Here is a 13959-nt window from a genome sequence, read left to right as displayed (position 1 = left end):
CCGGTTCGGCTAACAGCTCGGGACCGAGCCCTGGCCCTTCTCCAGGGCCACCAGGGCGCCGATCGCGCCCTTCAGGGTGGTGACCGGGATGAGGCGGAGCCCCTTCGGGAGGTTCGACTCGGCGTCCGAGCACTCCGCCTTCGGGACCAGGAAGACCGTGGCGCCGTCGCGGCGGGCGGCCTGCGTCTTGAGGGCGACGCCGCCGACCGCGCCGACCTTTCCGTCGGCGTCGATCGTCCCGGTGCCCGCGATGACCCGGCCGCCCGTGAGGTCGCCGCCGCTGCCGTCGCCGTCCAGCTTGTCGACGATGCCGAGGGAGAAGAGGAGCCCGGCGCTGGGCCCGCCGACATCGGCGAGCCTGAGGGTGACCTTGATGTCGTCCGACTGCTCGCCGAGGTGGTTCAGGGCCGCCTCGGTGGCGGTGTCCTGGGACTTCTTCATCTCCTCGGCGTTGTGCTCCTCGATCTCCTTCACGCTGTCGCCGCTCGGGTACACGGAGTCGCGCGGCATGATCGCCTGATCCGTACGGAACCAGCCGTCGAGCACGTCCCCCAGGCTCACGTCCTGGTCGGGGCCGGTCGCCTCGATGGTCGTCATCCGCAGTTCGCCGCGCGTCTTGTGGGTGTCCGCACCGGTGATCGTGATGACCGGGTCACCCTTGTTCTCGCCGAGGACGTTCGCCGTCATCCCGGGCTGGGCCACCGAGAACGGCAACGGCGCGAACACCGCCGTGGCGAGCAGGGCCACGACGGGAAGAGCGCAGACGGCGACGGCCTGGGGGCGCGTGAGGCGAGAGAGCACGGGATCAATCTAACGCGACGGCGAATTCCGGCCGGAGCCCGGCCGGTGACAGCGCCGACCGGTCGGCGCCGCGGCCCGGTCAGGCTCCGTGCAGCACCCTGCGAGCCGTGGTGAAGCGCCGCAGGGCGTCCGGCAGCGGCTCGGTCCCGATGCCCGGTGTGCGCGGCACCCGGAGATGACCGTCCTCCAGCACGAACGGCTCGGTGATGTCCTCGGCGAAGTAGCGGCCGGACGCCGAGGTGTCTCCAGGGAGGGTGAAGCCGGGGAGGGCGGCCAGCGCCAGGTTCGGGGCCCGGCCGATTCCCGTCTCCAGCATGCCGCCGCACCAGACCGGGACGCCGTGCGCGTGCGCGACGTCGTGCACGCGGCGGGCCTCGAGGTAGCCGCCGACCCGGGCGGGCTTCACGTTGACGACCCGGCACGCGTCCATCGCGATCGCGGACGCGGTGTCGCGGGCACTGTGCAGGGACTCGTCGAGGCAGACGGGGGTCGCGATGCGCCGCTGGAGCCGGGCGTGGGCGTGGAGGTTGTTCTCCTCCAGGGGTTCCTCGATGAGCAGGAGCCCGAACTCGTCGAGCAGGCCCAGGTGTTCGGCGTCCGCGAGCGTGTAGGCCGTGTTGGCGTCGGCCTGGAGGGGGAGCCGGTCCCCGAACCGCTCCCGCACGGCTCGTACGGGGGCCAGGTCCCAGCCGGGTTCGATCTTCAGCTTGATGCGTACGTAGCCCTCGTCGAGGTAGCGCCCGACATCGTCCAGCAGCTCCCCGAGGGATTCCTTGATGCCGACCGAGACACCGGCCGGCACCCGGTCGCGCACGGCACCCAGGTAGGTCGCGAGCGGCATCCCGTACGCGCGCAGCTCGGCGTCCAGGACCGCCGTCTCCAGCGCCGCCTTCGCCAGCTCGTGGCCCTTGATCTTCGCCAGCGCGGGGGCGAGCGCCGCGACGGTGAGTTCCGGGAGGGCGGCGGCGCGCGGCAGCAGGAAGTCGCGGAGCACGATCTCGGCGCCGGCCACGAACTCCGAGCAGTAGAGCGGCTCGGGGTCGGCGGCGAACTCCGACCAGCCCTCGGCCGCGTCCGTGACGACGTGGAGGAGGAAGGTGTCCTTCGTCGTCATGGTCCCGAAGGACGTGCGGAACGGGGTGACGAGGGGCAGTGCGATGTGGACGATCTCCACGCGTTCCAGCTTCATGCGGGGGTGCCTTCCTCGGCGGGGACTTCCTCGACTGCGGCTTCTTCGGGCGCGAGCTCATCGGCGGCTTCATCGGCGGTGCGGGTCAGCGTGTACCAGCCGTCGCGGGACATCGCCGTGGCCGTGTAGCCCTCGGCGAAGGCCTCCGTGAAGACCTCGCGGACGGCGTGGCGCCAGCGCAGGGCGAGGGCGGGGTCGGCGGCGCGGAGCTTGACGACGTCCTCGGGCACGCGGCACCAGACGCGGCGGTCGGCCAGGTCGCGCCGGGCGAGGGGGTCCCCGTCGGGGGCGCGATGGGTGGCCGGGGCCGTGGCGCGGTCCTCCCCCGCCGGTACGAGGCGGTCCTCCTCCCGTGCGGTGGGGCGGGGCTCCGCCAGGTCCCACGTCACGGTCAGCCGGTCGCTCTCGTCGCCGTCGTTCACGCCGTCGGCCATCGGTCCGTAGAAGTCGACCAGGTACTCCGTGCCGACCGCGCCCAGCTTGACCAGGTTGAAGCGGGCGTTGCGGCCGACGAGCGGGTCGAAGGTCCAGCGCATGGTGCGTGCGCCGCGCTCCAGGGCCCAAGCCCGCTGGGCCTGCTTCACCGCGTGCCCGGTCCCGGGGTCGGCGGCGGCGACCAGGGAGTACGTGTCCCGCTGCCCGGGCGGCCCGAACACGGCGACGGAGGCCCCGGCCAGCCGGCTCCCGTCGTACGCGGCGTGCACCGCGCCGCCCGCGTGGACGAGGCTGTGCAGCACCTCGGCCGGGTACGGCGGGGTGCTGCGCGGGGTCTGCCAGACGTCGCTGAAGAAGTCGGTCACGGCGGCGAGACCGGTGACGTCGTGGACCGTGCGGATGCTGACCTCTGTCATGGGAACGAGTCTCGGAGCCCACCGCGACGGCCACGTTGTGCAAGCGGACAACACCCGCGTACGTTCCTGAGGAGATCGGCCAAGCCCACCGCGGGCCGACCACAGGCACGGTGGGCCCGCGGCTCGGCCGGACCACGACGGAAGGACTCCCGATGGACGCCTGCACCCTCGGCGACCTGCTGGACGTCATCGGCGGCCCCTCCGTACGCCTGCACACCGCACCCGCCGGACTCACCGCACCGGTCACCGAGGCACTGCTGTACGACGCCCACGCGCCGCTGCCGAGCGCGCCGGGGGCGCTGCTGCTCGCGGTCGGCGTGCGGGCCGCGGCGGCCGGACCGCTGGCCCGGGCGGCTGCGGAGGCGGGGATGACCGGGCTCGTCGTACGCGGCCCGGGCGGCCCCGTCGCCGAGGCGGAGGCCGCGGGTGTGGCCCTGCTCTCCGTCGACGAGGACGCGGCCTGGCACCACGCCCATCTGCTGCTGGCGTCGGCGATCGGCGCCGGCCCCTCCCCCGCCGGGAACGGCCTCGGGGACCTCTTCGCGCTCGCGGACGCCGTCGCCACGGCCGTCGGCGGCGCCACCGCCGTCGAGGACCCGCGCCAGCGGATCCTCGCGTACTCGACCATCCCGGGCCAGGCCGTCGACGAGGACCGCCGCCAGGGCATCCTGGGCCTCCAGGTGCCGGGCAGCCCCGCGAACTCGGAGCAGTACCGGGTGCTGTTCGCGGCGCGGGGCGTGGTGCGGCTGCCCGCGCTGGGCGAGGGGAACCTGCCCCGCCTCGCGGTCGCCGTGCGCGCCGGGGGCGAGACGCTCGGGTCGCTGTGGGTGGTGGACGACGGTTCGCCGGCGGAGGACGCCGAGCAGGCGCTCGTGCAGGGGGCGTCCACGGCCGCGCTGCTGCTGTTGCGGGCGCGGGCCGCCCAGGAACTGGCCCGCCATCAGGACGGGGAGTTGCTGCGGCGGCTCCTCGACGGTACGGCGGAGACCGGGACCGCCGCCCACCGCCTGGGACTCGGCGAGGGCCCGGTGCGCGTGGCGGCGTTCGTGCTCGGCTCCGGAACGCCGGCGCACGACAGCGAGCAGACCTCGCTGCGGCTCCTGGATCTCGTACGGCTGCAGTGCGAGGTGCGGTACGGGCGGCATGTGTGCGTGCTGATGGACGGGGTCGTGTACGCCCTGCTGCCCGCCGTGGGCGAGCGGGGCGGGGCCCGTCATCGGCGGCTGGCCGAGGACATCGTGGCGCGGGCGGGGCAGGCGCTGCGGGTTCCGGTGCGGGCCGGGCTCGGCGAGGTCGTGCCGGGGCTCGCGGACGTCATGGCGTCCCGGGACGACGCGGACCTGGTGCTGCGCGTGCTCGGCCCCGAGCTCCCGGTCGCGGCGGTCGACGAGGTGCGCCCGCGGGTCACCCTGCTGCGGCTCACCGAACTCCTCGGCGAGCGGCGGGAGTTGTCGGCGGGCTCGTGGCGGCGCGTCCTCGCGCACGACACCGAGCACGGCACCGACTACGCCCGTACGCTCGTCTGCTGGTTCGACGCCGGCTGCGACATGGCGGGCGCGGCGAAACTGCTCGCCGTCCACCCCAACACCTGCCGCTACCGCCTGCGGCAGGCCCAGCAGCACGTCGGCATCGACCTGGACGACCCCGACGAACGGCTGGTGCTGTGGCTGCAGTTGAGGACCCTGGCCGGGCTCAGGGCATGACACCCGGCCGGGGCCTCAGGACGTGATCCCGCGGCTCGGCCTCAGGGCGTCAGCCAGTTCCTGAGCCGTTCCTCGCACTCCCGCAGTTGCGCGAGCGGTACGTACTCCCCCGCCGCGTGCGCCAACACCGGGTCCCCGGGGCCGTAGTTGAGCGCGGGCGTGCCGAGCGAGGCGAACCGGGCGACGTCCGTCCAGCCCAGTTTCGGGCGCGGTTCGGCCCCCAGCACGCGGACCAGCGAGGCGACCGCCTGCTGCCCGAGCCCTGGCAGCGCACCCGGCACGACCTCGGTGACGTCGACCTCGTACTCCCGCTCCGGGAAGAGCCCACGCACGTACGCCTCCGCCTCCTCGGCCGAACGGTTCGGCGCGAAACGGGAGTTGACGGTGATGACGCACGTGTCGGGGACGACGTTCCCGGCGACCCCGGCGCGTACGGCGACGGCGTTGAGCCCCTCCCGGTACTCCAGGCCGTCGATCACGACCCGCTCGGGCGTGTGGTCGGCGAGCCGCTGGAGGACGGGTGCGGCGCGGTGGGCGGCGTTCACCCCCCTCCACGCGCGAGCCGTGTGCGCCCGCTCCCCGCGGACGGTGATGTCGGCCGTCAGCACGCCCTGACAGCCCGCCTCGACGCCCGCGTCGGACGGCTCCATGAGGATGGCGAGGTCGGCCTCGAGGAGCTCCGGCCGGCAACCGGCGATCGTGTGGAGCCCGTTGCGGTCGCCCTCGATCTCCTCGCACTCGTAGAGGACGTACGTGATGTCGCGCACGGGTGCCGTGACGGTGGCGGCCAGGCGCAGGGCGACGGCGACCCCGCCCTTCATGTCGCAGGCGCCGAGCCCGTACAGACGGTCGTCCGCCTGGCGCGCGGGCAGGTTGTCCGCGGCGGGCACGGTGTCGAGGTGCCCGGCGATGATCACCCGCTCGTCGCGGCCGAGGTCCGTACGGGCCACGACCGAGTTCCCGACCCGCTCCACGACGAGGTGGCCGAGTGGGCGCAGGGCGGCCTCGACGATGTCGGCGAGGGCCTCCTCCGCACCGCTCTCGGAGGGGACGTCGACGAGAGCGCGGGTGAGGCCGACGACGTCGGTGGCGAGCGGATCGAGAAGGGCCGGGAGGCCGAGGCGATTCAACTGGCGCTCCCCTGCGACTGGTTGAGCTTCGAGTGCCGTATCCCGTATGTCCAGTACACCAGCAGCCCGACCGCCATCCAGCCGCCGAACGCGATCCAGGTGTCCGGCCCGAGGCTGAACAGCATGTAGACGCAGAAGCCCACGCCCAGCAGCGGGGTGACCGGCGAGAACGGGACGCGGAAGGAGCGCTGCGCCTCCGGGCTGCGGCGGCGCAGCAGGACCACGGCCAGGTTGACCAGCATGAACGCGAAGAGCGTGCCGATGCTCGTGGCATCGGCCAGGGCGCCCAGCGGGACGAGGGCCGCCAGCACCGCGATGAAGGAGGAGACGATGACCGTGTTGGCGCGCGGGACGCCGGTCCTCGGGTGGATCTTGGCGAACAGCGGCGGTGCGAGCCCGTCGCGGGACATCGCGAAGAGGATGCGGATCTGCCCGTACTGGACGGTGAGCACGACACTCGTCGTCGCGACGACCGCGCCGATCGAGAGCAGGATCGGCCACAGGCTGCCCCCGCCCACGGACTGCACGAGCACCTGGCTGAGCGTCGCCTCCGTGCCCTCGAACTTCTGCCACGGCATCGCGCCGAGTGCGGCGACGGCGACGAGGACGTACAGGGCAGTGACGACGAGCAGGGAGAGGATGATGGCCCGCGGCAGGTCCCTCTGCGGGTTCTTCGCCTCCTCACCGGCGGTCGACGCGGCGTCGAACCCGATGTACGAGAAGAACAGCGAGGCGGCGCCCGCGCTCATACCGGCCGCACCCAGCGGGAACAGCGGGGTGAAGTTCCCGGCGCGGAAGGCGGTGAAGGCGACCGCGCTGAACATCACGAGCGCGACGACCTTCACGGCGACCATGACCGTGTTGACCACCGCGCTCTCACGGGCGCCGCGCAGCAGCACGACCATGGAGAGTACGACGATGAAGGCGGCCGGGATGTTCAGCAGGCCACCGTCGCCCGGCGGGGCGCTGAGCGAGTCGGGGAGCGTGACGCCGACGGTGAGGTCGAGCAGCTCGTTGACGTACTGGCCCCAGCCGACGGCGACCGCGGCCACCGACACCCCGTACTCCAGGATCAGACACCAGCCGCAGACCCAGGCGACGAGTTCGCCGAGCGTCGCGTAGGTGTAGCTGTACGAGGATCCGGAGCCCGGGATCATGCCGGCCAGCTCGGCGTAGGACAGCGCGGAGAACAGCGCGGTCGTCCCTGCGACGAGGAACGAGACGACGATGGCCGGACCGGCCTCCGGCACCGCCTCCCCGAGGACGACGAAGATGCCGGTGCCGAGCGTGGCACCGATGCTGAGCAGCGTCAGCTGCCCGAGCCCCATGGTCCGCCTGAGCGGACTGTCCGCCGCATCGGCGACGAGCGCCCCCACCTCCTGCCGCCGCGTCAACCGCCCGGCGACCCCTGACCCCTGCCCCACCCCTGGCGGCCCACCAACCGTCTTCACCCTGACTCCCTCCACCGTTCCCCTGCCTGGCCCCTGATGATGGAGAGCGCGCGACGGAGTCCGATGAGCGAATCAGCCAGAGGCACACCCAGACCTTTGGCCACAAGGCCAAAGCCGAGACGGACCTGGAAACACGGGGCTCAGGAGCGCGGGGATCCGCGCGCTCTTCAGGGCACGGGGAAACGGCGGGCCCGTTAGGCGCAAGGGGAGCAGCGCAATCTCTAGGCGCTCGGGGAACCACGCGCCCTTCAGCCGCACGGGGAGCAGCGCACTCTTCAGGCGCACGGGCACCAGCGCGTCCTTTGGGGGCGCGGGGAACTGCGCAGTCTTTCAGGGGCGCGGGGAACTGCGCGACCAGCCCCCACCCACCCGCAGCCGACGCACAACCTCCCTCACGGCACCCCCAACCCCCCGCACCCTCCGATCCAAGGTCAACGCAACGCCTCAGCCACTTCCTTGGCCGCGTCAACGACACGCGGCCCCACCCGCTCAGGCACAGCATCCGCAAGCATGACCACCCCCACACTCCCCTCCACCCCGGTCACCCCGAGCAGCGGCGCAGCCGCCCCACTGGCGCCCGCCTCCAGCTCCCCGTGAGTAAGGGTGTACCCCGGCTCCTCCGCGGAAGCGGCCCGCGCGGAGAGGATCGCCTTGCCGGCGGCCCCCCGGTCGAGCGGATGACGGAACCCGGCGCGATAGGCCACGTGATAGTCGGTCCACGTCGGCTCGACCACGGCGACGGCGAGCGCCTCCGCACCGTCGACCAGCGTGAGATGGGCGGTCGCCCCTATGTCCTCGGCCAGCGAGCGCAACGCGGGCAGCGCGGCCTCGCGGACCAGCGGATGCACCTGCCGTCCGAGCCGCAGCACGCCGAGCCCGACGCGGGCACGGCCGCCCAGGTCACGGCGTACGAGGGCGTGCTGTTCCAGCGTGGCGAGCAAGCGGTACACAACGGTCCGGTTGACTCCGAGTTTGTTGGACAGCTCGGTGACGGTCAGACCGTGGTCGGTGTCGGCGAGCAGTTTGAGGACACGCAGTCCCCGGTCGAGCGTCTGGGAGGTTTCCGCGGTCACGACGCCCACTCCTTAGTGGTGAGAGTCGACGGCCCCCTACGCGGCGGATGCGTCACCGGTCCCATCGGCGACGCGCGTCAGAGGCCGCCGGTCGGCAGCGTCCCGGGCTCTCCCGGGCGGGCACCGGCTGCGCTCCGCGGCGGCGCTGCCACGGGGCGTGTGCGTAGCGGGACAGTAGCGAGCTGGTTCGCTCAGCGGAAGTCTCCGTCCAGAATCCGGGCGTTCGCAGGTACGGACCGGGTTCGGTTACCCGGAGTTAGGTTCGCTTTTGCCCTGCTATGTCCAGCGCACACCACTCGGCGTGCACGACCCCTGCACAGAGCGCGCACACGCGTGAGCGCCGGTGCCATGACGGCACTGGCGCTCACGTGGACTTACCGGGGCGGGCGGGAGCGCGGTCACCGCATACGGGTGGCCCACTCCTGCACCTTGGCGATCCGCTGACGCAGTTGCCCGGCCGTCGCCTCCGCGCTCGGCGGCCCGCCGCACACCCGGCGCAGCTCGGTGTGGATCACACCATGGGGCTTGCCGCTCTGGTGGACGTACGCGCCGACCATCGTGTTGAGCTGCTTCCTGAGCTCCAGCATCTCCTTGTGGGAGACCACGGGCCGTCGCTCGGCGGGCAGTTCGAGAAGGTCGGCCTCGTCGTCCGGCTTCTTGCGGCTGTGCGCGATCTGCCGGGCCTGCCGCTTCTGGAGCAGGAGCTGGACCTGGTCGGGTTCGAGGAGCCCCGGAATACCGAGGTAGTCCTGCTCCTCCGCACTGCCCGGGTGGGCCTGCATACCGAACTCGGCGCCGTCGTAGAGCACCCGGTCGAAGGTGGCCTCGGACTCAAGGGCCTCGAAGGAGAACTGCTCCTGCTCCCCGGTGTCTGCGTCCTCTTCGTCCCGCTCCTTGTTCGCCTCCTCCATCTCCTTCTCGGATTCGGCGTACGGGTCCTCCTCGCCCTCCTTCTTGGGCTTGTCGAGGGCGTGGTCGCGCTCGACCTCCATCTCGTTGGCGAAGGTGAGGAGGTCGGGGACGGTCGGCAGGAAGACGGAGGCGGTCTCGCCGCGCCGCCTGGACCGTACGAAACGGCCGACGGCCTGGGCGAAGAAGAGCGGCGTGGAGATGGTGGTCGCGTACACGCCCACCGCCAGCCGGGGCACGTCGACGCCTTCGGAGACCATGCGGACGGCGACCATCCAGCGGTCGTCGCTGTGGCTGAACTCGTCGATGCGGTTGGACGCGCCCGTGTCGTCGGAGAGGACGAGGGTGGCCTTGCTGCCGGTGATGTCACGGATGAGCTTGGCGTACGCGCGGGCGGATTCCTGGTCGGAGGCGATGACGAGGGCACCGGCGTCCGGGATGCTCTTCCTGACCTCCGTGAGCCGCTGGTCGGCCGCGCGCAGCACGCTCGGCATCCACTCGCCGCGCGGGTCGAGGGCGGTGCGCCAGGCCTGCGAGACCGCGTCCTTGGTCATCGGCTCGCCGAGCCGGGCGGCGATCTCGTCCCCCGCCTTCGTACGCCAGCGCATGTTGCCGCTGTAGGAGAGGAAGATGACGGGCCGCACGACACCGTCGCCCAGCGCGCTGCCGTATCCGTAGGTGTAGTCGGCGGCGGACCGCCGGATCCCGTCGTTCCCCTCCTCGTACGTGACGAAGGGGATGGGGTTGGTGTCGGACCGGAAGGGCGTACCGGTGAGCGCGAGCCGGCGGGTGGCGGGCTCGAACGCCTCGAGGCAGGCCTCGCCCCAGGACTTGCTGTCACCGGCGTGGTGGATCTCGTCGAGGATCACCAGGGTCTTGCGCTGCTCGACGCGGTTGCGGTGCAGCATGTGCCGCACGCCGACACCTGCGTACGTGACCGCGACGCCCTGGTACTCCTTGCTGAGCGGCCCCGCGCTGTACTCGGGATCCAGCTTGATCCCTATCCGCGCGGCCGCCTCCGCCCACTGCTTCTTCAGATGCTCGGTCGGCGCGACCACGGTCACCTGCTGCACGACATGGTGGTGCAACAGCCAGGAGGCGAGCGTCAGCGCGAAGGTCGTCTTGCCGGCTCCGGGTGTGGCGACGGCGAGAAAGTCACGCGGCTGCTCCTGGATGTACTTCTCCATGGCACCTTGCTGCCAGGCACGCAGCTTGCTGGCGGTACCCCAAGGGGCCCGCCCGGGAAACGCGGGTGACAGGTGGTGCGAGGAGGTGGCACTGGCGGCGGTGGTAGTCACGGTCTCCGTGGGGTGGTTGGGCGGCTCGGCTACGTATGACATCTGCTGCTGACATCTGCTGCGTATGACAACCGGGCCACCCTACCGGCGCCCCGACCACGTCAACGCGCGGACGACGCGGGGTCACCCTTGGATGGGACTCAGGTCACAGAGAACACGGTCGGGTGGATGCGGCTTGTTCTCGTCGGCGGGGCGAGACTTCGCCGGGTCCGTCAGCCAAGCGACGCCCCCGCGATCAGCGGGTCAGCAGGTCAGCAGGAATCCGCCCGCAGCCGTGTGGTCACCCAGGCCCCCACCAGCGCCACCCCGGCCATCGGCAGGAACACCGCGGCGAAGGCGGCCGGATGGCCGCCGGAGGCGTTCGTGGCGGCATGGGTGACCGTGCCGCCGCCCAGGGCCGCGAAGGCCGCGCCGCCCGCTGCGAGGAGGAGGACGTTCGAGAGGCCGTCGGATATCTGGAGGGCGGCGGAGTTGGTGCCGGCCTCCTCGGGGGCGGAGAGGTGGAGCAGGAGGACGCTGGTGGAGGAGATCACCAGGCCCATGCCGAAACAGCCGAAGGCCCAGGCCACCGCGACGGTCCACACCGGCACCCCGTCGATCAGCACGCTCGGCGCGGCGGCGATGGCGGCCGCGGTCAGGACCATGCCCAGCATCATCAGCCGGTCCCGGTACGGTTCCACGCGCGCCCTGGACTGCACGAAGGAACCCAGCGCCCAGGTGCCCCCGCCCGCCGCCAGTGAGAATCCGGCCAGCGTCGGCGACAGCCCCCGCTCGGTGACCAGCATCAGCGGCACGAAGGACTCGGCCGCGATGAAGGACCCGGCGGCGATCCCGCGCAGCAGCACGACGGACGGCAGTCCGCGCGCCGCCAGGTAGGTCCCTCTGGGCAGCAGCCCGAGCACCGCCGGGATCAGGAGGGCGACCCCCGCCACGGCCGGTACCACCGAGAGCCACCTCAGGTCCTGCGCCCCGTACTGCAGCAGCCCGGCGCCCAGCGAGATGCCCAGCGCCAGCCGGATGCGCCGCCGGTCGAAGGGCGAGGCCACGGCTCCCCCGGCCGGGCCGGACGCCCGCCGCCGTATCTGCGGCAGCGCGAACGCCAGCGGCAGGAGGACGAGGACCGGTATCCCGACGAACACCCAGCGCCAGCCGAGGTGTTCGGTCACCGCGCCGGAGGCGAGCGGCCCGACCACGGACGGGATCACCCAGCTCGCTGCGAACGCCGCCATGATCGACGGCCGCAACCGCTCCGGATAGGCCCGCCCCACGACCACGTACAGCGCGACGATCACCAGCCCGCCGCCGAGCCCCTGCACGGCCCGCCCGAGGATGAACAGCCACATCACCCCGGCCGTCCCCGACAGCAGCAACCCCGCCGCGAACGCCCCGATCCCCGCCGTCAGCGACCCCAGCGGGCCCGCACGGTCCGACCACTGCCCGGCAAGCACCATCCCGAACAGGCTCGTCGTGAAGTACCCGGAGAACGCGAACGCGTACAACGAGACCCCGCCCAGCTCCCGCGCCGCCACCGGCATCGCCGTTCCTACGGCCGTCGCCTCGAAGGCGATCAGCAGCACGACGGACACGATCCCGATACTGAGCGCCCGATGGGCACGCCCGAGGACACCCTCACCGGCGCCGGCATCGGTCGCCGGAATCTGTGCGGCCGATGTCGCGGGGGCGGCCGGGTCGGCAGGCCCGGCCAGGCCGGCCGGGGTCTCAGCGACGCCGATGTCGCGCGGTTCCAGGGTGGTCATGCCCGTCAGCGTAAGGGGCACCACTGACATTGACCCCTGTCGGAAGACGGGTCCCACCCCGGGACCTTGGTCGTACGACCGCCCTCGCCCGCCCCTCCCTCAGCCCCCCTCCCCCACCCCTCCCCGCCTCCTTTCATGAACGCCGTGTGGCAGTCCCATTGCAGCCCCGCCCCATCCCTTGAGCCCCCTGCCGACAGCGCCGTACGTTCGACACAACGAGTCCGGAACACCCGGTGGCCGAGTCACCGCGACACCGGACTCAAGCTTGGCCGTGTGCCCGAGTGGCTTAGGGACTCGCCTGCAAAGCGAGGCACGTGGGTTCAATTCCCGCCACGGCCTCTGTTCGGTGTCGGGGTCGACCGCTGTCAGGCGGCCGGCCCCGACGCGTGTGTGGCGGCCGTGCGCAGGACGCGCCTGCGGCGGCCGTACACGACTGGTTCAGGCGGAGGCACGCCCCCGTGCACGGAGGCTCACAGCACCCCGCCCGCCTCGTCCTGGAACAGTTCCGTCCAGTAGTGCCAGTCCGCCTGGGAGGCGGTGCCCGTGGGGTCGACCGTCGACAGGGTCTGCGTCATCGTCGTGGCCAACTGGTCGTAGGCCTCCGTCGTGAGTTCGTGGGACAGGGTGCCGTCGATGGCCTTCTCGCGGTGGAGCAGCCAGAGGGTGAAGGCCAGGGTCGAGACGTCCGTGTTGAGGGCGTGCAGGGTGGCCTCGGGCTCGCTCCAGTTGAGGACCGCGCCCGTCGAGCCGTCGACGACCAGGCTGTTGTCCTCGATGAGGTGGCCGAGGCGTATCAAGTGGTCGGAGCCGTCGGGGAGTTCGGCGGCCGTGTACTCGCCCGGGCGCTCGTCCTCGTAGTACTCGGCGAGGGTCGGCAGCGGGACGTCCGTGTCCAGTTGGAAGAGGAAGCCGTCCTCCGGCAGGCCCGTGTCGCGCAGGAAGCGGCGGGTCGGCTCGTGCGCCAGCGCCGCCGGGAAGTCGACGTCCTCGAAGCGCACGACCCGGCCCTGGCCGAACTCCTGGTCCAGCAGCCGGTCGGGCAGGTCCAAGGTCAGGGTCTCGTCGGCGGGCGGGCCCGCGACGAGGGCCAGCGGACGGATCAGCGCGGCCATCCGCCAGAACGGCGGGATCTCGCCGCCGGTGCCCTCCTCGAAGACCGCGAGCAACTGCCGTGACATCGCGGCCACGGTCTTCGGCCCGAACCGGCCCTCGTAGGAGGCGAACCGGCCGCGTCTGGCCGCCATCTCCTCCGTCGCCGCCACGAACTCCGTGAGCGCCTGGAGCGAGGGCGCGAGCGGGCGACGGTCCATCAGGTCGGGGCGGTCGTGGAAGAAGTACGTGGTGGAGACCTCGCCCGTCGCCCCATCGAGCAGGACCGACTCAGTCTCGGCGTCGGCGGGGCCACGCAGTGCGCCTATCACCAGCTGGTCCCGCAGGTCCTCGGCGAGCAGGTCCGGGTCCCCGGTCGAGTCCGCCACCGTCCGGGGGCCGTCCGCGCGCAGTGCCTCGAAGGTCAACAGGCCGCCGTCGTCCGGCAGTCCGGGGCCCGCCAGCCAGCGCCGCGTCGCCGCGTGCGTGACGTACGGGTCGAGTTCGTCCTCGGTCAGGGTGATCGTCTTGATGCCGGCGTCCGTCGTGCTCATCGTTCCCCCGCGCATGGTTGTTCACAGTCCCCCGGCAGGACCGGACCGGGCGGCACGCTCAGGGAACTCCACGGGAACACGCGTATGGGACCCGTGGACAGACCCACGGAAAACGCATGAAGAACCCGTGGAGGATGTCCCGCCGCCCAGCGGT

General features: G+C 72.2%; 10 protein-coding genes and 1 tRNA gene. 2 read left to right on the top strand and 9 right to left on the bottom strand.

The window, feature by feature from the left end; translation table 11 throughout:
• Positions 1 to 9: 9 nt before the first annotated feature.
• From QF035_RS32255 to QF035_RS32245, 3 genes are all read right to left on the bottom strand, one after another.
• Positions 10 to 801: a S16 family serine protease gene (locus QF035_RS32255; RefSeq protein ID WP_307523938.1), complete on the bottom strand. Its 792-nt coding sequence runs from the start codon at positions 799 to 801 to the stop codon at positions 10 to 12.
• A gap of 79 nt (positions 802 to 880) precedes the next feature.
• Positions 881 to 1990 (bottom strand): o-succinylbenzoate synthase, encoded by a 1110-nt coding sequence (gene menC, locus QF035_RS32250; protein ID WP_307523937.1) that lies wholly within the window; start codon positions 1988 to 1990, stop codon positions 881 to 883.
• Positions 1987 to 2841 (bottom strand): chorismate synthase, encoded by an 855-nt coding sequence (locus QF035_RS32245; RefSeq protein ID WP_307523936.1) that lies wholly within the window; start codon positions 2839 to 2841, stop codon positions 1987 to 1989. Before QF035_RS32245 ends, menC begins: the two co-directional genes overlap by 4 nt.
• 152 nt (positions 2842 to 2993) lie before the next feature.
• On the opposite strand from QF035_RS32245, the gene QF035_RS32240 reads away from it, so the two are divergent.
• Positions 2994 to 4544, top strand: a complete 1551-nt coding sequence (locus QF035_RS32240) for a PucR family transcriptional regulator (RefSeq protein WP_307523935.1) — start codon at positions 2994 to 2996, stop codon at positions 4542 to 4544.
• A gap of 41 nt (positions 4545 to 4585) precedes the next feature.
• On the opposite strand, the gene dapE is transcribed toward QF035_RS32240, so the two are convergent.
• The 5 genes from dapE to QF035_RS32215 form a co-directional block, all read right to left on the bottom strand.
• On the bottom strand, positions 4586 to 5674 hold the full coding sequence (gene dapE / locus QF035_RS32235) for a succinyl-diaminopimelate desuccinylase (RefSeq protein WP_307523934.1): 1089 nt from the start codon (positions 5672 to 5674) through the stop codon (positions 4586 to 4588).
• Positions 5671 to 7125 carry an amino acid permease gene (locus tag QF035_RS32230; protein WP_307523933.1) on the bottom strand — a complete coding sequence of 485 codons (1455 nt, stop codon included), beginning with the start codon at positions 7123 to 7125 and terminating at the stop codon, positions 5671 to 5673. The genes dapE and QF035_RS32230 overlap by 4 nt, the downstream gene beginning before the upstream one ends.
• 431 nt (positions 7126 to 7556) lie before the next feature.
• A complete protein-coding gene (locus tag QF035_RS32225; RefSeq protein ID WP_143632657.1) occupies positions 7557 to 8198 on the bottom strand; it encodes an IclR family transcriptional regulator in 642 nt (213 codons plus the stop codon).
• A gap of 398 nt (positions 8199 to 8596) precedes the next feature.
• Positions 8597 to 10405 (bottom strand): DEAD/DEAH box helicase, encoded by a 1809-nt coding sequence (locus tag QF035_RS32220; protein ID WP_307523932.1) that lies wholly within the window; start codon positions 10403 to 10405, stop codon positions 8597 to 8599.
• A gap of 251 nt (positions 10406 to 10656) precedes the next feature.
• Positions 10657 to 12162, bottom strand: coding sequence for an MFS transporter (locus QF035_RS32215; protein ID WP_307523931.1), 1506 nt, complete (start codon positions 12160 to 12162; stop codon positions 10657 to 10659).
• Positions 12163 to 12429: 267 nt separating this feature from the next.
• Here QF035_RS32215 and QF035_RS32210 point away from each other — a divergent pair.
• A tRNA-Cys gene (locus tag QF035_RS32210) sits at positions 12430 to 12501 on the top strand.
• Between the two features lie 131 nt (positions 12502 to 12632).
• Here QF035_RS32210 and QF035_RS32205 read toward each other — a convergent pair.
• The gene (locus tag QF035_RS32205) at positions 12633 to 13805 is read right to left on the bottom strand and encodes an SUKH-4 family immunity protein (RefSeq protein WP_307523930.1); all 1173 of its coding nucleotides are present in this window, start codon (positions 13803 to 13805) and stop codon (positions 12633 to 12635) included.
• Positions 13806 to 13959: the final 154 nt, after the last annotated feature.

It is taken from the genome of Streptomyces umbrinus (genome assembly GCF_030817415.1).
Taxonomy (GTDB): domain Bacteria; phylum Actinomycetota; class Actinomycetes; order Streptomycetales; family Streptomycetaceae; genus Streptomyces; species Streptomyces umbrinus_A.
Note: the sequence above shows the minus strand (reverse complement) of the source record. Positions and strands in the feature narration are given on the sequence as shown.

Bases quoted from the DNA above. Each gene is read 5' to 3' on its own strand.
- menC (WP_307523937.1), bottom strand. From the start codon at position 1,990: ATGAAGCTGGAACGCGTGGAGATCGTCCACATCGCACTGCCCCTCGTC.
- QF035_RS32245 (WP_307523936.1), bottom strand. From the start codon at position 2,841: ATGACAGAGGTCAGCATCCGCACGGTCCACGACGTCACCGGTCTCGCC.
- QF035_RS32240 (WP_307523935.1), top strand. From the start codon at position 2,994: ATGGACGCCTGCACCCTCGGCGACCTGCTGGACGTCATCGGCGGCCCC.
- QF035_RS32215 (WP_307523931.1), bottom strand. From the start codon at position 12,162: ATGACCACCCTGGAACCGCGCGACATCGGCGTCGCTGAGACCCCGGCC.
- QF035_RS32205 (WP_307523930.1), bottom strand. From the start codon at position 13,805: ATGAGCACGACGGACGCCGGCATCAAGACGATCACCCTGACCGAGGAC.